The organism is Grimontia celer (genome assembly GCF_900055185.1).
GTDB lineage: Bacteria > Pseudomonadota > Gammaproteobacteria > Enterobacterales > Vibrionaceae > Enterovibrio > Enterovibrio celer.
In genome coordinates this window covers 747,434-769,487 of sequence record NZ_FIZX01000002.1, presented here as the reverse complement: position 1 = coordinate 769,487, position 22,054 = coordinate 747,434, and the positions used below count along the sequence as shown (strand labels likewise).

19 protein-coding genes are annotated in these 22,054 nt (G+C 47.7%); 5 read left to right on the top strand and 14 right to left on the bottom strand.

Annotated elements, in window-relative coordinates; translation table 11 throughout:
* Positions 1-37: 37 nt before the first annotated feature.
* The 5 genes from GCE9029_RS13660 to xsc all read right to left on the bottom strand — a co-directional run bounded on the left by GCE9029_RS13660 (position 38) and on the right by xsc (position 5,767).
* The gene (locus GCE9029_RS13660; protein WP_062663817.1) at positions 38-589 is read right to left on the bottom strand and encodes a TRAP transporter small permease; all 552 of its coding nucleotides are present in this window, start codon (positions 587-589) and stop codon (positions 38-40) included.
* Between the two features lie 84 nt (positions 590-673).
* The gene (locus GCE9029_RS13655; RefSeq protein WP_438356873.1) at positions 674-1,642 is read right to left on the bottom strand and encodes a TRAP transporter substrate-binding protein; all 969 of its coding nucleotides are present in this window, start codon (positions 1,640-1,642) and stop codon (positions 674-676) included.
* Between the two features lie 248 nt (positions 1,643-1,890).
* The gene (locus GCE9029_RS13650) at positions 1,891-3,342 is read right to left on the bottom strand and encodes an FAD-dependent oxidoreductase (protein ID WP_062663813.1); all 1,452 of its coding nucleotides are present in this window, start codon (positions 3,340-3,342) and stop codon (positions 1,891-1,893) included.
* Positions 3,343-3,371: 29 nt separating this feature from the next.
* Positions 3,372-3,803, bottom strand: a complete 432-nt coding sequence (locus GCE9029_RS13645; protein ID WP_197475365.1) for a nuclear transport factor 2 family protein — start codon at positions 3,801-3,803, stop codon at positions 3,372-3,374.
* A 152-nt stretch (positions 3,804-3,955) separates the two neighbouring features.
* On the bottom strand, positions 3,956-5,767 hold the full coding sequence (gene xsc, locus GCE9029_RS13640) for a sulfoacetaldehyde acetyltransferase (RefSeq protein ID WP_062663809.1): 1,812 nt from the start codon (positions 5,765-5,767) through the stop codon (positions 3,956-3,958).
* A gap of 208 nt (positions 5,768-5,975) precedes the next feature.
* Here xsc and GCE9029_RS13635 point away from each other — a divergent pair, with 208 nt between their 5' ends.
* The 3 genes from GCE9029_RS13635 to GCE9029_RS13625 all read left to right on the top strand — a co-directional run bounded on the left by GCE9029_RS13635 (position 5,976) and on the right by GCE9029_RS13625 (position 9,632).
* Positions 5,976-6,959, top strand: a complete 984-nt coding sequence (locus GCE9029_RS13635) for an AAA family ATPase (RefSeq protein WP_062663807.1) — start codon at positions 5,976-5,978, stop codon at positions 6,957-6,959.
* Positions 6,956-8,704, top strand: coding sequence for a cobaltochelatase CobT-related protein (locus GCE9029_RS13630; RefSeq protein WP_062663805.1), 1,749 nt, complete (start codon positions 6,956-6,958; stop codon positions 8,702-8,704). Before GCE9029_RS13635 ends, GCE9029_RS13630 begins: the two co-directional genes overlap by 4 nt.
* A gap of 124 nt (positions 8,705-8,828) precedes the next feature.
* Positions 8,829-9,632 carry an IclR family transcriptional regulator gene (locus GCE9029_RS13625; protein WP_062663803.1) on the top strand — a complete coding sequence of 268 codons (804 nt, stop codon included), beginning with the start codon at positions 8,829-8,831 and terminating at the stop codon, positions 9,630-9,632.
* A 49-nt stretch (positions 9,633-9,681) separates the two neighbouring features.
* Here the strand turns inward: GCE9029_RS13625 and GCE9029_RS13620 are convergent, their stop codons facing one another.
* Genes GCE9029_RS13620 through GCE9029_RS13600 form a run of 5 tightly spaced genes read right to left on the bottom strand, consistent with a single transcriptional unit; the run spans position 9,682 to position 14,973 of the window.
* Positions 9,682-10,413, bottom strand: coding sequence for a DUF599 domain-containing protein (locus GCE9029_RS13620; RefSeq protein WP_062663801.1), 732 nt, complete (start codon positions 10,411-10,413; stop codon positions 9,682-9,684).
* Between the two features lie 22 nt (positions 10,414-10,435).
* Positions 10,436-12,016 carry a gamma-glutamyltransferase family protein gene (locus GCE9029_RS13615; protein WP_062663799.1) on the bottom strand — a complete coding sequence of 527 codons (1,581 nt, stop codon included), beginning with the start codon at positions 12,014-12,016 and terminating at the stop codon, positions 10,436-10,438.
* 2 nt (positions 12,017-12,018) lie between these two features.
* The gene (locus tag GCE9029_RS13610; RefSeq protein ID WP_062663797.1) at positions 12,019-13,503 is read right to left on the bottom strand and encodes a tripartite tricarboxylate transporter permease; all 1,485 of its coding nucleotides are present in this window, start codon (positions 13,501-13,503) and stop codon (positions 12,019-12,021) included.
* Positions 13,504-13,518: 15 nt separating this feature from the next.
* A complete protein-coding gene (locus GCE9029_RS13605) occupies positions 13,519-13,974 on the bottom strand; it encodes a tripartite tricarboxylate transporter TctB family protein (RefSeq protein ID WP_231870103.1) in 456 nt (151 codons plus the stop codon).
* 45 nt (positions 13,975-14,019) lie between these two features.
* Positions 14,020-14,973 carry a tripartite tricarboxylate transporter substrate binding protein gene (locus GCE9029_RS13600; RefSeq protein WP_062663793.1) on the bottom strand — a complete coding sequence of 318 codons (954 nt, stop codon included), beginning with the start codon at positions 14,971-14,973 and terminating at the stop codon, positions 14,020-14,022.
* A gap of 139 nt (positions 14,974-15,112) precedes the next feature.
* Here GCE9029_RS13600 and GCE9029_RS13595 point away from each other — a divergent pair, with 139 nt between their 5' ends.
* Positions 15,113-15,874 carry an IclR family transcriptional regulator gene (locus GCE9029_RS13595; RefSeq protein WP_062663791.1) on the top strand — a complete coding sequence of 254 codons (762 nt, stop codon included), beginning with the start codon at positions 15,113-15,115 and terminating at the stop codon, positions 15,872-15,874.
* Between the two features lie 155 nt (positions 15,875-16,029).
* On the opposite strand, the gene GCE9029_RS13590 is transcribed toward GCE9029_RS13595, so the two are convergent.
* From GCE9029_RS13590 to GCE9029_RS13580, 3 genes are all read right to left on the bottom strand, one after another.
* On the bottom strand, positions 16,030-17,319 hold the full coding sequence (locus tag GCE9029_RS13590) for a TRAP transporter large permease (protein ID WP_062663789.1): 1,290 nt from the start codon (positions 17,317-17,319) through the stop codon (positions 16,030-16,032).
* 9 nt (positions 17,320-17,328) lie between these two features.
* Positions 17,329-17,856, bottom strand: a complete 528-nt coding sequence (locus tag GCE9029_RS13585; protein ID WP_062663787.1) for a TRAP transporter small permease — start codon at positions 17,854-17,856, stop codon at positions 17,329-17,331.
* A gap of 90 nt (positions 17,857-17,946) precedes the next feature.
* Entirely contained in the window at positions 17,947-19,110 is a 1,164-nt protein-coding gene (locus GCE9029_RS13580; RefSeq protein ID WP_062665673.1) for a TRAP transporter substrate-binding protein, read from the bottom strand.
* A gap of 430 nt (positions 19,111-19,540) precedes the next feature.
* Between GCE9029_RS13580 and GCE9029_RS13575 the strand changes: the two genes are divergently transcribed.
* Positions 19,541-21,154, top strand: coding sequence for a GMC family oxidoreductase (locus GCE9029_RS13575; RefSeq protein WP_062663785.1), 1,614 nt, complete (start codon positions 19,541-19,543; stop codon positions 21,152-21,154).
* 118 nt (positions 21,155-21,272) lie between these two features.
* Here GCE9029_RS13575 and GCE9029_RS13570 read toward each other — a convergent pair whose 3' ends face one another.
* Positions 21,273-22,040, bottom strand: a complete 768-nt coding sequence (locus GCE9029_RS13570) for an IclR family transcriptional regulator (protein WP_062663783.1) — start codon at positions 22,038-22,040, stop codon at positions 21,273-21,275.
* Between the last annotated feature and the right edge of the window lie 14 nt (positions 22,041-22,054).

Genomic DNA, 22,054 nt, shown 5'->3' with positions numbered 1-22,054 from the left:
AGTTGAATCCCTTCTCGCTATCTTGTCACCGCCGTGCCTATGGCAGCTTGGGAATATCCATCTTTTTTTCGCTGAGTTTGCGGATCTCTTCTGCCTCAGGATCATCATGTTCAATGCCTTTTAAGCGATCGATAACGTTCCATAGAATACGTATCGACATCAGCAAAAACGCGATGGGCAGAATCATGTAGATATATTTCATTGGGATCCCGGTCGTTTGAGACTTCCAAAACAAGTTCATCTTGTTGAAAACAAAGTCGTAACTCAGGTAAACAAAGTAAAGATTGAAGGCAATCCAAAGCAGATCAGCGATCGTTTCACAGACAGTTTTCACAACGGGTGGAAAATAGTTGAAGTGAAATGAAACACGGTTGTGTGCGGACATTTTTGCTGCGACAACAGCACCTAAATAGGTAAACCAAACAAACAAATAGGTCGCGACTTCATCCCCCCAGGGAATGGAGTATTGGAAAAACTGCCTAACCAGGATCTGTGTAAACAACAGCGTGACAAATACAGCCAGAAACAAGCAGCAAATGTATTCTTCAATTCTGTTTAAGTGACGACGCACTGTTAACATTGTCGACATGGTCTTACTCTCAACATTCGGGCTTTAAAGCTCGGTTCAATGTGAAGCCCACCGGACACTTTTTGTGTCCGGTGGGGATATTGTCTATCGACCAAGTTGTTTCAATGCGTTATCCAGTTTCTCTTTGCCACCGATACTGCTGTAGAACTTCGGCCAAACGACCGTAGTTACGCTCTCAATCCATGCTTTTTCGTTATCAGCCGGTTCGGAAATCTCCATGCCTTTTGCCGCCAACTCTTTCTTGATGCGATCTTCCGTATTTTGGAGAAAGTCAAAGCTGTGCACGGTAGCTTCTTGACCAGCCTCTAAGATGGCTTTTTGCATTTCAGGAGACTGCTCCTGGAAAATTGACTCGCTGATGATGAGCGGTTCCATCGAGAAGATGTAACGGATATTGGTTACGTACTTCTGTACTTCATTGAATTTCATGGCAGAAATAGTGATGTAAGGGTTGTCCTGACCATCAACCACACCTTGCTGAAGACCAGTAAATGTTTCTGACCATGCCATTGGCGTGGGATTAATGCCTAAAGCCTGATAGGAAGCAATCATGATTTCATTGCGGGGAACGCGGATCACCAGGCCTTTGAGATCTTCAGGCGTTTTGACAGGGCGTTTAGAGTTAGTGAGAACGCGGAACCCAGAATAAGCCCAACCAATAATTCTGACGCCTGCATCACGAATAGTGTTTTCCACAAGCTCTTTACCGATATCGCCTTGCGTCAGCAGTCTCGCCTCTTCGGCTGACTGAATCACGTAAGGCATCGTCAACAGGCCCACCGTTGGGGAAAAAGGTGTGACGTTGTTGATGGCCAGTACCGAGAAATCGAGTAAGCCAATAGCTGCATTGTTAACTGTGTCTTGCTCGGTACCGAGCTGGCCATTGGGAAAGAGGTCAACCTTGGCTTTACCATCCGTTTTGTCACTGAGTTTTTCAGCAAACGTTTTACCCAGTTCCCACTGCGTACCACCAGCAGCATCTCCAAGCGCCATTTTGAAAGTTTGAGCAAATAACTGTGGGGCAGTCAGCGCCATGCTGAAAGCGGTGACCATGGCGAGGACGTTACGACGAAGTAATTTCATGATGTTAACCTCTTTATATTAATGTGTTAGTTATTGCTTTCCTCGGGTGCCAGCCACCCAAAACAGGTGGCAAAACGTTACGCTGGATGTCAGTGTTATTGTCTCAAACCACCTGAAACCTTATTCGTCAGGTGGTTTGTATCTGCTTGGCTCCATCAAGCAGTTGCGCTGCAGCGAGCGCTTATCACTTTTTGATTCGAATACATGCGCCTATATCGCTAGAACACTTCGTCTTTTAAGTGATACCAACGGTATAGGAATCGCTGCCCCAGCCGTCGAAACGGCGCAAAGTGTTCAGATTCAATAAACTCCTTCACATTTGGATAAGGCAACCTTGACTGGAAAATAGGAAGATTGAGGTCTTTGGTATCCCCTGCAATCCACTGTGCTAATCGCTTGCCAGCTTGCGCGGAATACATCACGCCATTACCGCCATAACCCAATGCGTAATAGAGAGTCTCAGATTCGTTGGGTTGGAAAATTCTTGGCATCATGTCATGGCTCACATCCACCCAACCCCACCATGAGTAGTCGATACTGATGCCCTGCAAAGCAGGGAATTTTCGAACCATGTCCGCATATAGCTTGTCCTCATACTTCTGTTTTGGCGCGTCAAAACCGGTAATGGCGCTACGCGAGCCAATTTGTAGCCGGTTATCAGGAAGTAGCCGGTAGTAATGTCGAAGCACACGGGTGTCTGTGAGAATCTGAGTTGTTCTGAAATTGCATGCCTCAATTTCTGAGGGTGTTAAAGGCCGGGTTACCATGGAATTAGACAATATGGGCAACAGACGGTTTTTCAGCTGAGGATGCAGCGATTGAGAGGTATAACCCCCCGTTGCGATGCCTACGCTTTGCGCTTTTACCGTGCCATGCGGTGTTTGAAGGTAGTGGATACCCTTTCGTGTTTCCCACCCGGTCACTGGGCTTGCAGGGTGCACTTTCACGCCTAAAGCGCGTGCCTTCTTCAAATAACCAAAGGCCAGCTTGCCTGCGTGTATGCCAATACCCTCAGGTTCGTGCAGTGCCCCTGCTGCTTCGACATCGTTGACGTATTGTTCTTTGACGGTCTGGGCATCAAAGATTTGAGCATCATAATTAAACGTTTTACGAAGCAGTTGCGCCTCTTTGACTAGCCCTGGCATCACCTTCGCACGGTGAGCAATATAGAGATGTCCACCCGGTTGAGGATCACAATCGATGTTTTTAATCAGCGATTTGAAGGTTTCCATGCCATCTACACATTCTTGATGCATGCGAAGCGCCGTATCTAACCCCCATCGTTCTATCCACTGAGAGCGCTTTAGCCGGCCAGAAGCACATTGGGCCTGACCACCATTTCTGGTACTGCACCCCCAACTGGTTCGGTTAGCCTCTAGAACAGTCGCTTTAATGCCATAGTTTTCTGCCAGAAAAATAGCGGCGGTCAGTCCGGTAAACCCCGACCCCACAATTACCACGTCAGCATCAGTATCTCCGGGCAGCGGGCCATCATCTTCCGGTGGCGCACCCGCTGTACCAATCCAATATGAAGGAGAATAATCCCTACCTTTTCCTGGCGTCGCATCCACAAGAGGATCGTAGGCTGGGTCATAAGCATCAACTGCTGGCGTCGGGGAACGGGAGACCTCATTTTCGACACCAGATATCTCTTGAGTGGCTGATTCCATTGCTTGCTCCGATATCAATTGCTGGACAATCAAACCACTAAGGCAGGTCTGTCTTTGCGGAAGGCATTTTTCACTGCAATCTTGCCGTCACGGAGCGTAAACACATCCACCATGCGCGCTTCTATCCGACTGCCATCTGGTTTTGTTGCACAGAAAGTAGACTCAGTGATGGCTTTGCCCCCAGATAAAATCGTGTGCTCTGCATCTTTCCAACACACATCAGGAAAGTTTTTCCAAACTTGCTCAAATGCATCGCGGACGGCATCAAACCCTGAAATAGTGGTGCCTTGCAGTTCACTGCCGGCTGCCGTAAGAAAAACGCAGTCATCCGTCATAAATGTCATCAGTGCTTCAACATCATGGTCATTCCACGCTTTCGAAAACGCGTCCAAAAAATCGGTGGTGATGGAATCCGGTTTTGCCTGAGTCGTAGGGTTGTTCACGTTAAAACTCCTTTTCATCCGCGGTCAGCGCTTTAAGCTGAACCTTGTTATTTTTGAAATCTGTCTCGGGTTAATTTTTAAGAGAGGTCTGGCCGAGAGCACTCAGCCAAACACTCACTCTTTATTTAAAGAATTTTCCTTCTCGGTGCTGTCGACTTCGCGACACGCGGTTAAACGTAATCCTGATACTTTTCGAGGAAGCGAACAGGTGTAGAAAGCGCATCACGACGGAATGGGTCTCCCAGTTCCTGGGTACACATGATTTCAATCACCGTGGTTTTCCCTTCATTCATTTGTTTGTCGATGGCTGCTTTGAGTGCTGGGCCAACATCTTCCAAACGATCTACAGTGACACCTTCCGCACCCATAGCGCGTGCAATTTCTGCGAAGCTTTGGTTATCCAGTTCGCCCGCCACAAATCGACGGTTATAAAAATCAACCTGATTCTTCTTCTCTGCGCCCCATTGACGGTTATGGAATACCACTGCTGTGACTGGGATGTTGTGTCGTACACAGGTCATGGTTTCAACCAGGCTCATTCCCCACGCACCATCACCGGCGTAAGAAATAGCAGGTCTGTCTGGTGCCGCCATTTTGGCGCCTATGATGGTTGGGAAAGCGTAACCACAGTTACCGAAACTCATTGCAGCAAAGAAGCTGCGGGGCTTTTCGAATCTTAGGTAGCTGTTGGCAATGGAGTTGATGTTGCCAATGTCGGTAGAGACCATGACATCCTCAGGCATGGCTTTTTCAAGCTCGCGCAGGACTTGACGCGGATGGAGGTATTCGCCACCGGAAAATGGCGTTTCATTCGCGTTGTGCTCAATCATGTCGAGGCTGAAAGCGTCTTTTTCATGCGTCCACTCATCCAGCTCTTTTTCCCAGGCGTCTTTTTCCTGCTTCATGATGCCGAGGCGCTCTTCTTTGTTGCTGTCACATGCCAGCTCTCGGCTGCTTAAGCGCTCAGTCAGTGCCACCGCAGCCGCTTTCGCATCACCACAGATACCGACTGAAATTTTCTTCACTAATCCCAGCATTTTGTTGTCAGCGTCAATCTGGATGATTTTGGCGTTCTGCGGCCAATAATCGAGACCGTGTTGTGGCAAGGTGCCAAATGGTCCCAAGCGGGAACCCAAAGCAATGACAACGTCTGCTTGCGCGATCAATTTCATCGCCGCTTTTGAGCCTTGGTAGCCCAGAGGACCACACCATTGCGGGTGTGAAGCAGGGAAAGAGTCATTGTGCAGATAGCTGTTTACCACTGGCGCACCTAAACGCTCAGCCAGCGCTTTACACTCATCTACAGCATCAGCCATCACCACGCCGCCACCGGAAATGATCACAGGGAACTTGGCTTCTGCGAGAATATCAGCGGCCTCATTCAAGCTTTTCTCACCGCCAGGACCACGGTCTAAACGGGCAGGTTTTGGAATTTCACAAGTGATTTCGCCATAGAAATAGTCGCGCGGAATATTCAGCTGCGTTGGGCCCATCTCACTCATGGCTCGGTCAAAACAGCGCCCTGTGTACTCGGCCATTCTCGCGGGATGGGTCACATGCCCTTGGTATTTCGTAAACTCCTGAAACATTGGAAGTTGGTTACACTCTTGGAATCCGCCCAAGCCCATGGTCATGGTTCCTGTTTCCGGTGTAATCATCACCACTGGGCTATGTGCCCAGTAGGCTGCCGCTATCGCTGTTACACAGTTACTGATCCCTGGGCCATTCTGGCCAATCACCACCCCATGATTCCCTGATACACGTGAGTAACCATCCGCCATGTGCGCTGCACCTTGCTCATGAACAACCGGGATCATTTGAATACCCGCAGGCGCGAAGATATCCATCGCATCCATGAATGCAGAACCCATGATGCCAAACATCGTTGTGACGTTGTTTGCGACCAGTGTTTCCACGAATGCTTCTGATGGCGTCATCTTGGTTGGACCTTCAACAACAGTGCGCATCGACGATTCACTCATAACGTTCTCCTTGATAAATTTCACAATATGGAATTAAATGTTTCGTTATACGGAATTTGAAATTTAGTTAATGCCATGTTTCGAGATTGGTCAATAAAAAATTTGAATAACGGAATTATTGGTATCGAAATTCTCACCAGCGAGAAATCACCTCGTTGGTAAAAACAACTCAGTAGAAGCTCGCTCAAGGTTTAATCACGGAGGGAAAATGAAGAGGACAACGATGCAAGGACCCGATATCCAGGTGTCAGCCAAAGAAGTATTCGGTATCGATACACGCCTACTTGTACCCGCTTTTTCCAGCACCAGCGAGTTAGTGCCTAAAATCGACCCTGACTATGTCTTCAATCCAGAAGTGACCAGTGCGATTCTCGCGGGCTTTGCTCACAACCGGAGAACACTGATTCAAGGGCTACATGGCACGGGAAAATCCACCCACATTGAGCAAGTTGCAGCCCGGCTTAACTGGCCTTGCATGAGGATTAACCTTGATGGGCATATCAGTCGGCTGGATTTGGTAGGAAAAGATACCTTGTTGATCCGGGACGAAAAGCAGGTCACCGAATTCCAAGACGGTATTCTGCCCTGGTCTGCGGCCCGACCGATTGCGCTGATCCTAGACGAATATGACGCTGGCAGACCTGATGTCATGTTTGTTATTCAGCGCTTACTTGAGAAAGACGGAAAGCTTGTCCTGACTGACAAAAACCGGGTGATAGAGCCTCACCCTTCATTCCGCCTGTTTGCCACAGCCAACACAGTCGGTTTAGGCAATTTGAAGGGCCTGTATCATGGCACTCAGGTATTAAACCAAGCCCAGATCGACCGATGGAATCTAGTTGTCACTCTGAACTACCTCAAGCCAGAAACTGAAGCCAAGGTTGTTCTTGCACGTGTCCCCTCAAAAAACACAGAACGCGGGCGAAAGCTGGTGTCACAAATGGTTGAGATTGCCAACCTCACACGTAAAGCATTTTCAACCGGTGACATATCAACCTTAATGTCGCCCCGAACCGTGATCACATGGGCGGAGAATTGCGAAATATTCAGTGACCCTAAAACTGCCTTCCGCCTCACCTTCCTCAATAAATGTGATGAAGCCGAATGGCCAATCATCAACGAACTTTATCAACGTTGTTTTAATGAAGAAGTCATAGAAGAAAGCTCCGCTTTAATGGGTGCTGAAAGATGAGTCGCGCTCTCCACCCCGAGCCCGCACTTTTTACCCGAGCCCAGCAGCGCAGACGGGAACTGACTCTGGCAACCATCCGATCGGAAACGGGCAACCCGGAGCTCAAACTTCGTGGTGAGCATTTTTACAATGGAGCGGTGTATGTGCCGATCTCGGCCGCTCACTTACAGGCTCATGATCTTTCCCATGATGCGCAAGCACTGCGCGGACGGGCTGATGCAATATCAGCTCGTCTGTTGTTCAGCAATGCTGATGTTCACCGCTCAAGCATTCCTGCAGACCCTGTCGCGGGCATGCTGTTTGACCTCCTGGAACAATTTCGCACAGAAGCTCTCCTCAGCAGAAACCACCAGCCAGGCACACAACAAAATATTCGCCATCGGTTTGACGCTTGGAGCAGGCTCGCGTTGCACACGAATCTGATGGAATCAAAGCTCGGGATCTTAATTTTCACTGTGATACAGATTGTCCGTTCACGCCTGTTTTCAACACCCATCGACCCGGAAATTGAAGATTTAATCGAAGCCACCCGCGCGGGAATCACACCAATTTTGGGGTCTGAACTGGCAGGGCTTCGTCGTCATAGAAATCATCAAACCCTTTACGGTCAACACGCGTTGTCACTGGCGGAGAAAGTGTCCTCCTTGGTGAAGATGCACGTGGAAAATGAGGATGACAATGAGAGAAGTCAGCAGATCCTCAGTGCTTTTCCCCTGTTACTCAGCACGGATATAGAAGCCGACAATACCTACTCTTCAGTCACAGGGGGAAACAGCAAATCATTTGAAATGCACCGCCTTCAATATCGGGTTTTTAATCGTGAATTCGATGTCGAGGTAGACGCATCCAGCTTAGTGAGAAAAGCGCAACTTGCAGAATTTCGCTCACATCTTGATAAACGCTTTCTTCATCTGGGACTGAACCTTCGGGAAATATCCAGACGCCTACTGCTTTGTTTAAACCAAAAAACGCGGGACGGTTGGCAATTTGAGGAGGAGGAAGGATACATTGATGGAAGCCGCCTTCCACAGGTTGTTTCATCGCCTATGGAAAGGCGCGTATTTATTAGAGAACACTTCGTTGAACGTCCTGATAGCGCTGTCACCGTACTGATTGACTGCTCCGGCTCCATGAGGCAGCACATGGAAAACATTATCCATCTTGTTGATGGGCTTGTCAGGGCACTGGGTATTGGTGGCGTGCCTACTGAGGTTCTCGGATATACAACCCAGACTTGGAACGGCGGGCGGCCATACAAAAAGTGGCTAATGACAGGCAAGCAAGCCACGCCCGGCAGGATGAATGAAGTGTGCCATTTGATTTTCAAAGATGCTGGAACACATTGGCGTCAAGCCTCTAAAAACCTGGCAGCATTGATGAAGGGAGATATTTTCCGTGAAGGTATTGATGGCGAAGCGATTGAATGGGCTTGTGCAAGATCGCGTCAGATAGACACCTCGAGACATCTATTGCTGGTGATATCTGATGGCAGTCCGATGGATACCGCCACTAATCTGACCAATGACGACTTCTATTTGGATAACCACCTCAAGCAAGTCATAGCAAGCCGAGAAAAACAGGGGGATATCATCACTGCTCTGGGTGTGGGTGTGGACCTCAGCCGTTTTTACCCACTCAATTTAACCTTAGATATCGACTTCCAACCTGATAGTGCGACGTTCAACGATATCATCACACTGATTGCAGAATCAGTACGAAGATCTTATGGCAAAAGGAGGTCATGAAAACCGCGATTTAGTCATCAACGCCGAAATGGGTTAAATGGCAGAGGATTTCATTTTTCAAGATGATTTGTTGTCATTTTCCAGAATTTTGATATATATGGCGGGTATGGAGTAAGGGAGAACCATGAAAACGAAGAACAAATCTGATCTGGCTGTTGTGGACGGCGACACGCCAACATTGCGTCTATTTTCATTGCTGGAACTTATCGCTAAAAAAGACGAATTTTTCTCGCTACAAGATCTCACCGAAGAAACCAACATCCCAAAGCCTTCACTGCATAGAATGCTTCAACAGCTGGAAAGTGCAGGTATCATCCAGCGCGACGGTGACGAAAGACACTATGGTAAAGGCGCAAGACTGCGTCACATGGCAGAGAATGTCTTGCTTAACTCCACCACGCACAGTGCACGACACAACCTGCTGAGCCAATTAAGGGATGAAGTCGGTGAAAGCTGTAATCTGACGTCACTGTCCGGCGGTGAGGTCATTTACGTTGACCGCGTAGAAACAGAAGCTCCATTGCGTTTCCATTTACACCCTGGTTCCCGAGTCCCCGTTCACTGCTCAGCAACCGGTAAACTGTTTCTGGCAAATATGACCCCTTCCCAGCGCCGCAGGCTGCTTGGTAACTCTGAGATGACCGCCTTTACCGAGAAAACGATCACTGATCTGGCTTCTTTGGAGGAAGAGCTGGAAAACGTTCGTGCCTGCGGTTACGCCATCGACAACGAAGAGTTCCTACCCGGATTGTTGTGTGTCGCGGTTCTTGTGCCATCCAAGCGAGGAAAATCCAATCTCGCAGTCGCCATTCAGGCACCTATCATGCGACTCAAAGCTGACCAAGCCTTACATTTCCTCCCTGCACTGCAAAGGGCATCTCTCGCGTTTTCGAAGATAGAAGATGAAAGCTGGGGTGAAGATTCTTGATACTACCGATATATAACAAAACTACCTATATTCGACCTACTTGCCGCTCCTAACGACTCCCTGTTGAGGAGTCTGAGGTTGGCCATTCAATGTCTTCCATTGACGTGATATCGAAAGCTCTTGAAAAGAACTCTCTTCTCAAAATAATGAGAATAACAATCATGAAAACAGCATAGAAAACATAAGGGTGGATAATCCAAGCCAGTGAGGATATTCCAAAGTAATAAGCTCGCACACCATATTGAAAGTGGTAAGAGGCCAGCACGCTCATTTCGGAGAGTTTGTTGACAACGAGGCTCGTCGCTTTTGAATCCTTTTCACTAGGCTCTGGCGCTGATCCCAGCATAAGCAAAGAGTTCGCGTGTAAACCCATAGACCACGCAAATTCAAAAAACGCAATCACCATGATAATCAACAAACTCGTTATTTTTAAAACCACTGCCTCCTCTGTCGTACCGTTCAAGTAAGAAAAAGAGTTTAACTTTTCAGTGATTGAGTGGCTTGCACCTAACAGCGCAACTAAGCCGCTAATAACAAAAACGGTCGTTGTGGCGAAGAAAGACACATTGTGAATCAATCCTCGCACCAGGCTGACATCCGTAATTCTCTCATGGCGCCAGAGCATCTGGGTTGCCCACGCTTTTCTCCACAACATCATTTGGCTAGAAATATTCTTCCCAAATATCGCCTTACTTATCGGCTCATAAAGAAATAGAGACAAAAAGAGAACAACAAGTGCAACCAAATCTCCGTCGTTCAGCTTTAGTAAGAATTCACTCATCCTCTGCCACCCATCACGCCTTTCATTCTTTGATCGCATCTGACCAGGCTGACATCACCTCTGTGATACCAGCATTATCGAGTTGGCCACCTACAACCTGACTCGAAATGATGCTTGGGCAAGCGAAGTTGAACGGATATATGGTCCTCGGGGCTAATTTGATCTGTTGTATCGTTCCCCTTAAATCTTCAATGAGGCTCTCATCCATGGTGTCATCCACAATCGTGAGGTCACTGAGGCTGGTATCTATCCTTGGCATACACATCGCTTTCTCGATATCCATCTTGTAGTCCAAGATAAACGAGGAAAGTTGCGCCACTGCAGGCATGATTTTACGTCCACCCGATGCGCCTAACGCAAAGTAGTGACCATCGTTGCGTTTGAGAATGGTGGGACACATATTCGCTAAGCATCTTTTATCAGCAGCAAGCGAGTTTGGCTTATTAGGTTCTGGATCAAACCACATGATCCCATTGTTCATAAGAATGCCACTGTCTCCCAACATCAACTTGGATCCGAAAATGGAAAGAAGCGTCTGCGTTACCGATACGCAATTTCCCTCAGAATCCACAACGTTAAAATGTGTGGTGCAACTAGGTGCTACTTCCTTACGTTCATCTCCCATAAAGCGGTAGCGCTCTTCGTTGGCTAACCGAATAGCAGTGTCGTAAACCTTGTAGGCTTTTGAGTCAGGAGAATTACCCTCTGGCTGCCAATTCTCCATGAGTGAAAAAGTGTGTTTTAAGGTTGGACCGGCAGTCATTGACGGCGTACCAAATATGGTATGGTCGCGATAACTGTATTTATCCGCAGTCTGCAGAGTAGCTGTGTAACTTTCAAAGTCTTCCAAACTATGCCTGCCCCCCGCTGCAGCGAGTTCATTGACAATCGTTCTTGCTAACTCCCCGCGGTAAAAACTTTGATGGCCTTCTTCCGCTAAGGTTTCCAGCGTTTTAGCCAGACGTGACTGATCGCAGACGTTTGATGAATGAGACGTCCACGCTGAAGATTTAGGGAAAAGACCGGAATCCAAAAACGTCTCCGCGGACGCTTTAAACGGCACCAGATCTTTGGCGACGGATGAAATAACTAACTGTGCATACCAGTCAACGACCAGACCTTTCTTAGCAAGGTCTATGGAAGGCTCAATGAGTGCTTTCCAAGGAAGAGATGAAAAATGCTCAGCAGCCAACCCCATTCCAGCCACTTGGCCAGGAATAGCAACCGCGAGCGCCCCCGTCACATTTCTGTCTTCATGGACGCGAGTCCAAGGAAACAAATCTGTGCCTGAACCTTCAACCAGCGGATAATCTTCGACGTTAAGATTCTTAGGGGACTTCATACCGAAGTTGATCACCTTAACTTCATCAGTTTTGGCTAAACGAATCACCATAAAGCCGCCACCACCGATACCGCTCATCCAGGGTTCCGCGACGCCTAAGGCGAACGATGTTGCTATTGCCGCATCCACTGCGTTTCCGCCTTTTCTTAGAACCTCGGCACCAATTGCTGACGCAATACGGCTTTGTGACGTCACCACACCCCGGTGCGTACGAACAACTTTCTTCTTGATATTCCACGTGGATGATTGAGACAAACTCACTGTTAAACTCCATTTTTATTCGTGTTACGACGGAAAATCACCACCGCAGATATGACTGATAAAGTTAAAAACAACACAGAAAGTGGTGTAGAAACGAAAATGAGCCAATTGCCTTCAGACAGGGTGAGCGCCTGACGCACAGCTTGTTCACCTACAGGCTCAAGAACAAAGCCAATCATCATTGGGGCAAGAGGAAAGTCGAGCTTTCGCATGACGTAACCCAGCAAGCCGAACCCCAACATAATCCAGAGATCGACCGTGCTGTTGTTGAACCCATAAACACCAACAACACAAAACACGGCGATGATGGGCAGCAAGACACGTTGAGGGATTCTCGTAATCTGAAAAAACAGCTTTATCGCGACCTTACCAACAAGGGGTAGAAACAGTGATGCGATAAAAAGCACGACGAACAGTGAATAAATCAACGAAATATCTTCACTAAAAAGCGCAGGCCCAGGCGCCAAGCCATGTATCAGGAAGGCTCCCATCAGAACAGCGGTTGTCACATCTCCTGGCACACCTAATGCGAGCAGAGGAATCAAAGCACCACCGCAGGTAGCATTGTTCGCTGACTCTGCGGCAGCGACTCCCTCTAACTCTCCTTGGCCAAATTTCTCAGGTGTCGCCGATTTCCTTTTTGCCTCGGAATAGGACAGAAACGCCGCGGGCGTTGCTCCCAACCCGGGTATCGCCCCCAACACAACACCAATGAATGAGCCTCTACAGATGGTCTTCAAGCTCCCCCTGATTTGTAACCATGAAATAGATGAACTGGCTTTGCTGTTGGCTTGTTTCGCTGTCTGTTTCTCAACCAAATTTTCTGCCTGGATCAGAAGCTCAGAAACGGCGAATAAACCGATCAACATCGCCATCAGCGAAATACCATTCATCAAATTGACGTTATCAAAAGTGAATCTTGGGGTGGCTACCATCGGGTCTAGTCCGACGGTTCCAAAAAGAAACCCGAGTGAAGCGGTAATTAGACCTTTGGAAAGTGAATTACCCGACACCCCCGCGACAACAAGAAGCGCAAAAAGTACTAGGGTTGCGAACTCCGGCGGTCCAAAATTGGTTGCCAGCTTAGCAAGAGAAACAGCGCCCAAAACCAATATGATAGTGGCAATAACATCAGCAATAACGGACGCCCATAGCGCCATTCCCATCGCCTCGCTTCCTCGTCCTTTTTGAGCCAAAGGATAGCCATCCAGAACAGTCGCCGCTGCTGCAGGAGAGCCTGGTGTATTTAATAAAATGGCGGGGATACTCCCCCCGAAAAGGCAACCTTTATAAGCCCCTAACAAAACACAAAAAGCGGTTAGAGGGCTAAATCCATAGGTCAGTGGAATAATCAACGCAATACCCATGGTGCCAGTTAGCCCTGGGATTGCCCCCATAAAGATGCCAAATGCAACACCAACAAAAATAGCGACAAGATTAAGTACAGAAAAAACTGAAACAACAGATTGAAGGATCTCGCCTTCCATACCACCCTCCTTGGTTTAAACGGACATTCCCAGTCCAATGACAAACAGTGCATAGAGCGCGAGAGTGACCAGAGCCGGTATGATAATTAGCATCGCTGGTCGTCGTACTCCATTGACAAGAAAGAGCAGAAACATCATTGCTGATACAGAAAGGATGAAGCCGTATGTTTCAAACACACTGATGAACAGGACTATCACAAGGACGGTAAGAAGAGGTCGAAACCAAGTCCCAACACTCTGCTTTGGAGCTGCAGTTTCGTGCTCACCAGCGGCTTTATCAAAGCTGCTTATAAACAGAAAAACTGCGCCAATACCAACCAACGCACAACCAAAGTATGGGAAGAACCTCGGTGACAACGCGATAGATTGAGTATCTTCAACCTGTCCTGGTATTAATGTGGCACCTATAAACACAGCAATAATGGCAAGCACCACTGCTGACAATCTGTCCTTTGATTTTTGATTCATCATTCCTTCCTGAATTCCTGCTCTACTCTACCCGCTCTCAATACTGGGCTATTTCCCTAGCCCAGAGAGCTGAATGATTTCGCCTTGCTTGTGGAACGTCTCTGTCACGTTCTCCTCGAATTTCTTCGCGTCGAGATAGTTCACCTGCATAGCCAGTTTTTCGATAATCTCCTTGAAATCCCCACTTTCTGTCGCAACTTGTATTGCGCTGGCAAGCTTCTCTACCACTTCATCGGGAATCCCTTTTGGACCCGCAATACCCAAAATAGAAGGCGCGGAGATGTCGTAACCTGCATCAATCAAGGTTGGCACATTGGGGAACTCAGCCATTCGCTTGTCTGTAATGATTGAAAGAAGCTTAAATTCACCAGAGCGGACTTGAGGCAACCACTCCGTCGCTCCAGCCATCAAATCAACATGCCCACCCAAGAGTGCCGTAACACTTGCAGCACCGCCTTTAAATGGGATCGCCTTCCACTTCAACGACTCTTGTTGCGAGAGACGCTCCATAGCAAGGTGTTGTGGAGTACCGGCACCAGCAATTGCGTAACTCACTTCGCCCGGATGTTGCTTCACATATTCAACAAGCTCTTGAATAGATGAGTACGGCGCATCCTTGGGGGCCACTATTCCAAGGTTCCATTGGGCAATTTGAGAGATGAAAGAAAAGTCGTTTAAAGGATCATAAGGCAGGTTTTGCATATGGGGAGATAGTACTGCCGCGCCTGTCGTCAGTGTGAAAATTGAATATCCGTCCGGGCGTTGCGCTTTCGACAACGCAGCCGCGACAGATCCGCCACCTCCTGGCTTATTGATGACGGTAACTTTCTTACCAAGACTTTTCTCAAGTTCGGTGGATAACACACGCGACACTGTATCCGTTGTTCCACCGGCTCCATAACCAACAGTTAATTTGATTGTTTTCTTCGGCCATTCAGCAGCTTGAGTAAAGCTAGCGACAATAGAAAGCACAGCAAAAAGCGTAGCGAATAGATACTTCATGATATTTACCTCCATATAAATATTGCATTGCAATACCTTGTTGTGTATTGTGTTACTCTGTTAACAACCCTATAACGATCAGGTTACGATCGCAAACCAGATCTTGCGTTCTAATGTCTTATTTCTGAGGATTAAGAGGATGGAGAATCGCTTATTTGTTGGCTCAGTTAAGAAAGCCTTTGAAATTATTGAAGCTTTTGATGTGACCACGCAAAGCTTGAGTTTGACCGAACTTGTTCAGGTCACAGGGATGGGGAAAAGTGCAGTTCAACGGTATGTTTATACCCTTGAGGAGCTGGGATACCTGACGAAAAGTCCAACCTCAAAGCGATATGAGCTCTCCTTAAAAATGCTTCTTCCAGCAAGTAGTTACCTTAGTCAGAACAATCTGGTGAGCGCCATCAACCCACACATTGTCAATCTGCGTCAGAATCTGGATGCGCGCGTTGGTGTCAGTGTCTACCATCAAGAAAAAGTGGTTTATCTCATTCCGCTGCAAAGTATCACCGAAGCCTACCCCAACGACTATCCAGGCTTTACGGTGCCTATTTACTGTACAAGTTCAGGGAGAATATTCCTTTCCACTTTTGGTGATAATAAGGTCGACTCAATTTTGGATAAGGAAATCAAAAGGCCATTCACGCCGCTGACAATGACAAATGAAGAGGACATTAAGAATGAAGTGCAGAAGTTTAAGCAAAATGGATATTGCATAACCAATCAAGAGATAAGTCACGGAAAGATAAACATTTCTGTACCCATTCTGAATTACGACAAAGAAATAATAGCCTGTATTGTCGCCATATTTAAAACGAGCGAATGGGATGAAAATCGCTTAATCAAAGAGGTTTTCCCTAAGATCCAGGAGGTAGCTTCATTCATCAGGGTTCCCTCAAGGTAGCGTATTGGGAATGAATGCCCCCATTAACAGTAAAAAGTAAAAACGGCGCTAGATACCCAAACGACCTCTGAATGCGAGCATCTTCAGGTCGTTTGGGTAAATAACAGCGCCGTTTTTATTTGTCAGCACAGCAATAGATTTTAAGGTCGAGCTCCCTAACCCACAGCTGAAAACTGCACAAGATAGGTCGAAAGCGGCGGCCAGAAAGCGATGATCATCCATGCCACCATCAGTGCAAACAGGTAAGGCATTACGTATTTCACAATGGTGAAATACGGTATTCCCGTGATCCCGCTGGCAACATACAAGTTCAACCCGTAAGGCGGCGTGATAAATCCAATGGCATCACCAACCAAGAAGATCACGGCGAAATGAATCGGATCCACCCCCACACTGTAAGCAATTGGCGCCAGAATAGGCGCAAGAATGATGGTGTTTGGCAGGCTTTCTAACACCGTTCCGGCCAACAAAACCAACATCATGCAGGCAATCAAAACAAACGTCGGGTCACCAATGGCAGACATCCATCCACGCACCACTTCACCTGCGCCCAAGAGGGACAGTAACTGTTGCATCACAACGGATATCGCGATCAGTGGTGCCAGCATGCCCGTGATTTGCCCTGAACGCAGTAAGATGTTCGGCAACTCGCGCAGCTTGATTTGTCGCGTGATCAGCACGCCCGCTATCAAACAAAAACCCACCGTAACACCGGCTGCTTCAGTCGGAGAAAAGGCTCCGGAATAGATGCCGTATATCACGATACCGATGGCAATTAAGCCGAGGTAAGCTTTTAAACCAGTCTGAAAGATACGCTTGGGCTCAAACTTGATTAGGTTACCCCATCCATTCTTCTTACAGACGATGTAGCACGCCAACTGCATTGCAATAACCATGAGTAAGCCCGGCAGCATTCCACCAACGAACAAGTCGCTGATCGAAAGATCGAGCAGAAAGCCATAAACAATGAAGATGATGCTTGGCGGAATAATGATACCTACAGTTCCGCCCGCCGCAGCGGTAGCTGCAGCAAAACGTTCATCATAGTTATTCTTCGCCATTTCTGGCTGCATGATGGAACCGATGGTCGCTGTCGTCCCGGCATTGGAACCGGAAATAGCCGCGAACATTCCACACGCACCAATGGTGGCCATTCCCAAGCCCCCTCTCACCCATCCTAAAATGGAATAGGCAAAATCAGACATACGCTTGGCAATACCGGCAGCATTGATTAAGTCTCCTGTCATGATGAAGAGTGGCAATGCCAGTAAGCCAAAGAAGTTCAAACCTTCAAATAAGGTCACGCCAATGTTGGCAAGGGTGAAATCGATAACGAGGCTGCATCCTACAACCCAAAAACCAATCACGAGAAAAATCGGAACGCCGATGATAAATAGCAGTGTGACACCGAGAGAAATCAGCGCAATGAGAGTGCCGTCTTCCATATCCTGCTCCTAATCCAGTAGTGATGCTTGGAGCACGAAAGGCTCTTTACGCTGATATTGCTTGATGTCTTTAGCTAGGTTCTGTAACACACGAATGACGATCAGCCCCCAAGCAAGTGGCGTTGCTAAGTAAAACCACCACTCCATGACATCATCCGTTCCACCCACAATGGCGAAATTGTCATAAGCAATGTAGGTTTGACTCGTTGCGTGATAGATCACGATGATGGCGAAGGCAATCCAGAGCACCGCATCTAGAACCAAGCAGTAAAATTGATGTTTGTAGGAGAGTCGCGAACGAATTTCGGTTAACGCAAGATGCGTACGTTTTTTGATGTTGTATGAAGCACCAAACCAAGTCACCCACAAGAAAAGCAGTACAGGCACTGTCGTGCTCCAGGGCACTTGTTGGTTGAACAAAAACCGCCGAACAACCTCCACAAAAATAATCCCGGCCATACTTGAGTAAGTGATCAAGATGATGACCTTTTCCGTATTTTCATCTAACCATTTGAGCAAGGTTTGTAGCGGTTTCATGCTGACCTCACAGAGTTTGAAGTAAAGACACGCACAGGCCTGTTTGCGGATGTGTTTTCACATCAGCAAGCAGACACTGTGCGACCCTATTTAGCTCATCCACCAGCGTTGTGGCGGCACATTAACGGCGGAAGTGTCGCGCGGAATTTCTCGCGCAATATCGTAGATTTCTTGGTAGGTATCGTGTCCACCCGACCACTTATTCAAACGGTCACGCCACTGTTCCCAAGGTTCTGGGTTAAACTCTGGCGAACACATTTCTTCTGCTTTACGAAGTTCAGCATCAGACAAAGTAGCGACTCGCGTATTGTTCTCAGCAAAGATAGTGCCCGGCCGTGGCGGGTTAGTGGCACCGATGACGTCAGTCAGTGCGGCCTCATTCATGCCTTGAGTGAAAATCTGAGCGACGTACGCAGATTCCATCACATCATCCTGAAGATCGGATCCCAACTTATCAAACACCGGTAGACTCATGGCTGTGTGCTCAGTCCCTGAGAAGAATTTCAGGTCAACACACTGCGAGACCACTGGTGCCATACCCGCATAAGCCACCGCCCCCATCCAAGTTTCTGCCCCATCGATAAGCCCTTGTTTCAGACCATCCAAGGTTTCTTCCCAAGCAATCGGTACTGGGTTGAGGTTCATCAACTGCATAGCGATACGCCCTAGTTGCGTACCCGTCACACGGTTTTTCGTACCTGCTAACTGGTCGATCGACGTGACGAGAGGCTTGTCTTTCCATTTCAAGCCAAGCTGGATACCTCGCAGCTCGCAATGGGTAAACAGGAATTGCATTTTATGACGCTGGCGCAACGGCTCTCTAAACAGGGGCTCGCTTTTCTTGCTGTAGAAAAAATGAAACTGAGATGCGCGGGAAGGGAACATGTAGGCGTAATCCAACACATTGAGGTACGGCGCACCGCCCGCTGAGTTTTGGGTTGATGCAGAATACATATCGATGATGCCCTGCTGTGTTTTCTTCACACAATTGGTTTGCCCGCATATTTGATTGCTGCCAATGAACTCAACGCGAATTGCGCCGTTTGTCCGCTCCTCCAGATCTCTTGCAAAGAAAAGCTGCGCCGACTTTTGAATATCGAGGTTCTTCTCGTTAAACCCGGACGCACCAAATTTAAGTTGAAATTTAGGGGGCGCAGAATAGCGTTCCTTTTGGGTACTTTCGGCTGCTCGTGCCAGTGAAGATACCGTGGCACCTGCTCCCAAAGTACCTGCTGCGATAAGGGTCGAGGTCATCCCAAAATGGGCTGACACCTTCATAAAATCTCGCCGCGTGAGTTTTTCCCGATTTTTGCTCATGCTCGCACTCCTTTGTGTTGGCTGTCGCTCAAACGTTTACGCTGGCATGCCCACATTTGCGTTCTCAAACAGAGCCTTCTGCGTTCAATCATCACGCTCTGAAATTCAAGCAATCCAACGTTCAGTGGAAAGTTATTGCTCCGTGTTTTTGGTAACGCTTCAACCACTCCATGTTAAAGAATGGTTAAAAAATGAACCGGAACATTCCATTTATGGCATAGAAAAATCAAAATTCAAGCCTTGACTATAAAAATCGAGATAACTAGTCTCATATTTTAATGTTTGAGAATTTTCGATTTCGCGCTGGGTCGGGAGCATCTCGCCTTGAATACATGACAGTGACTCGTGAACAGGGAGAAAGGAAAAGATGGGATTATCTTCAAATCATTACGATTTTATTGTTGTTGGAGCTGGATCTGCCGGGTGTGTTCTCGCCAATCGTCTGTCTAAAAACCCATCGATCCGGGTCCTTTTGATAGAAGCCGGGGGGAAAGATAATAATCCCTGGTTGCATATACCTGTGGGGTATTTCAAAACTATGCACAACCCAAAAACGGATTGGTGCTATCTCACAGAACCTGATCCAGGTATCAATTCTCGCCAATTGCAGTGGCCAAGAGGGAAAGTGTTAGGAGGTTCCAGTGCTCTGAATGGGCTGTTGTATGTTCGAGGACAAGCGGAAGATTATGATCATTGGGCAGCGCTCGGAAATCAGGGGTGGTCGTATCAGGAGGTGCTTCCCTACTTCAAAAAGTCAGAAGATCAGGAGCGCGGTTCCAATGATTATCATGGTGTAAATGGCCCACAGAAAGTCAGCGATTTGCGCTTACGCCGCCCGATTGCCGATCACTTCATCAACGCCGCGACCGCGTTGGGTATTCCCTATAACCCTGACTGCAATGGCGAAGTTCAAGAAGGTGTCGGTTACTTCCAACAAACCGCATATAAAGGCTTCCGCTGGAGTACAGCAAAATCCTTCTTGCGTCCCGCTAAGCATAGGGAAAACCTGGATATTCTCACCAATCACCATGTATCAAAAGTGCTCTTTGAGAACAAAGCTGCCACCGGCGTTGAAGTACTCAAAGAGGGTGCTAAAAAGCAAATTATGGCCAGTCGGGAAGTCATTCTTAGCGCAGGTGCCATTGGCTCGCCACAGTTACTTCAGCTTTCAGGAATCGGTCCAGCTTCTCTGCTTAACACTCTTGGCATTGCGATTGTTCATGACTTGCCTGGTGTAGGTGAAAACCTGCAAGACCACCTTCAGGTGAGATTGGTCTTTAAAACCAGCGAGCGCACACTCAATGACGAATTGAATAGTCTGACGAAACGAGTGATGGTGGCGCTGCAATACCTCTTTAACCGAACAGGTCCACTCACTCTGGCAGCAAGCCAAGTTACCATTTTCACACAGTCCGATACGAGCTTAACGCGTCCAGACATTCAGTTTCACATGCAACCGCTTAGCGCCGACAAACCCGGAGATGGCGTACACCCCTTTTCAGCGTTTACAGCGTCAGTGTGTCAACTTCGACCTTATAGCCGCGGGAGTGTAAAAATCACGTCGACAGATCCCTTAAAACATCCAGCCATTCAGCCCTGCTATCTGTCTGATGAGCGCGACCAGACTGTGATCATCAATGCAATTAAAGTCGCAAGAAAGATAGCGAGTACGCCTCCACTTTCAGAGCATGTGCTAAGCGAATATGTGCCGGGTGAAAAATTCCAAACCGATGAAGAATTGTTGGCAGCAGCCAGAGAATTCAGCCAAACCATTTATCACCCAACCAGTACCTGCAAAATGGGGGTTGATGAGATGGCGGTAGTAAACCCAAGATTGCAGGTTTATGGCGTTAAGAACCTACGTGTTGTAGATGCTTCAATCATGCCGGAAATTGCATCAGGTAACACAAATGCACCCACTATCATGATTGCAGAAAAGGCCTCTGATATGGTTTTGGAAGACCATGGTCTCGCGCAATAACCGGCTGTTTAGACCGCGTCGAAGAAAGTGTTCGTCATCAGGAATGGGGAGAGTCTGCTGGCTGTTTGGTTTCAATTTACCCTTTTCGCTCACCAGACTCTAAATTAGCGAGTTGTACTCAATCTTCGACGATGCCAAATTCTGCAACGGCTAACCGCTGGGCAGCACGGCGAAGCAGTGGCAAATACTGTCTTAACTCTTCTGTTGTTTTACGCGCAGAAGGTGCATGAACGGCGACAGTAAAAGCGACGCGGTTATCGTTGTTTATCACGGGAACTGCTATTGCCACCATATCATCAAGAAACTCGCCAGAGTCCACACCCACGCCATCTTCGGCTATCTTCGCCAAATGCGCTTCCAACTGAGTGAGATCCGTGATGGTTTGCGAAGTCTCGCGAGTCAGGTTCATGCTTTTTAACAGTCGTTTGCGCGTCGCTACTTTCATGTCTGCAAGGAACAGCTTACCCGATGCTGTGCAATGCAGAGGGTAATGCGCACCGACAGGCAAATGAATGCGATATGGCCAGTTAGTCTCAACACGTTCCAGATAGAGAATTTCATAGCCATCCAAAATCGTCAGATTACAGGTCTCACCTATCTCATCAGAGAGTTCTTTCAGAATGGTATAGCGATGTGCATTGATAGAAGAATTTTTAAGAGTGGCTCTGGCCAAATCTAACAAACGAGTGCCGGCGGTGAAGCGCTTTCCATCAGGTTCGCGCTGCAACAATCCATCCTCTTCCAGTTGTTGCGCGATGCGATGAACGGTTTGTTTTGGTAGCTCTAACTCTTCAGCAAGATAGACACTGGAAAGTGGCTTTTCGGCTTTCACAATTGTTTCAAGGATATGGAAGCCACGAATAAGCGTTGATTGCGTTTCCTTCATTCTGCTCCTCCGTT

What these genes read in the sequence shown, in the direction of transcription:
- GCE9029_RS13655 (WP_438356873.1), bottom strand. Translation starts at nt 1,642, where the DNA reads ATGGTCACCGCTTTCAGCATGGCGCTGACTGCCCCACAGTTATTTGCT.
- GCE9029_RS13575 (WP_062663785.1), top strand. Translation starts at nt 19,541, where the DNA reads ATGGGATTATCTTCAAATCATTACGATTTTATTGTTGTTGGAGCTGGA.
- GCE9029_RS13660 (WP_062663817.1), bottom strand. Translation starts at nt 589, where the DNA reads ATGTCGACAATGTTAACAGTGCGTCGTCACTTAAACAGAATTGAAGAA.
- GCE9029_RS13590 (WP_062663789.1), bottom strand. Translation starts at nt 17,319, where the DNA reads ATGGAAGACGGCACTCTCATTGCGCTGATTTCTCTCGGTGTCACACTG.
- GCE9029_RS13630 (WP_062663805.1), top strand. Translation starts at nt 6,956, where the DNA reads ATGAGTCGCGCTCTCCACCCCGAGCCCGCACTTTTTACCCGAGCCCAG.
- xsc (WP_062663809.1), bottom strand. Translation starts at nt 5,767, where the DNA reads ATGAGTGAATCGTCGATGCGCACTGTTGTTGAAGGTCCAACCAAGATG.
- GCE9029_RS13605 (WP_231870103.1), bottom strand. Translation starts at nt 13,974, where the DNA reads ATGATGAATCAAAAATCAAAGGACAGATTGTCAGCAGTGGTGCTTGCC.
- GCE9029_RS13580 (WP_062665673.1), bottom strand. Translation starts at nt 19,110, where the DNA reads ATGACCTCGACCCTTATCGCAGCAGGTACTTTGGGAGCAGGTGCCACG.
- GCE9029_RS13620 (WP_062663801.1), bottom strand. Translation starts at nt 10,413, where the DNA reads ATGAGTGAATTCTTACTAAAGCTGAACGACGGAGATTTGGTTGCACTT.
- GCE9029_RS13595 (WP_062663791.1), top strand. Translation starts at nt 15,113, where the DNA reads ATGGAGAATCGCTTATTTGTTGGCTCAGTTAAGAAAGCCTTTGAAATT.
- GCE9029_RS13635 (WP_062663807.1), top strand. Translation starts at nt 5,976, where the DNA reads ATGAAGAGGACAACGATGCAAGGACCCGATATCCAGGTGTCAGCCAAA.
- GCE9029_RS13650 (WP_062663813.1), bottom strand. Translation starts at nt 3,342, where the DNA reads ATGGAATCAGCCACTCAAGAGATATCTGGTGTCGAAAATGAGGTCTCC.
- GCE9029_RS13570 (WP_062663783.1), bottom strand. Translation starts at nt 22,040, where the DNA reads ATGAAGGAAACGCAATCAACGCTTATTCGTGGCTTCCATATCCTTGAA.
- GCE9029_RS13600 (WP_062663793.1), bottom strand. Translation starts at nt 14,973, where the DNA reads ATGAAGTATCTATTCGCTACGCTTTTTGCTGTGCTTTCTATTGTCGCT.
- GCE9029_RS13645 (WP_197475365.1), bottom strand. Translation starts at nt 3,803, where the DNA reads ATGAAAAGGAGTTTTAACGTGAACAACCCTACGACTCAGGCAAAACCG.
- GCE9029_RS13610 (WP_062663797.1), bottom strand. Translation starts at nt 13,503, where the DNA reads ATGGAAGGCGAGATCCTTCAATCTGTTGTTTCAGTTTTTTCTGTACTT.
- GCE9029_RS13625 (WP_062663803.1), top strand. Translation starts at nt 8,829, where the DNA reads ATGAAAACGAAGAACAAATCTGATCTGGCTGTTGTGGACGGCGACACG.
- GCE9029_RS13585 (WP_062663787.1), bottom strand. Translation starts at nt 17,856, where the DNA reads ATGAAACCGCTACAAACCTTGCTCAAATGGTTAGATGAAAATACGGAA.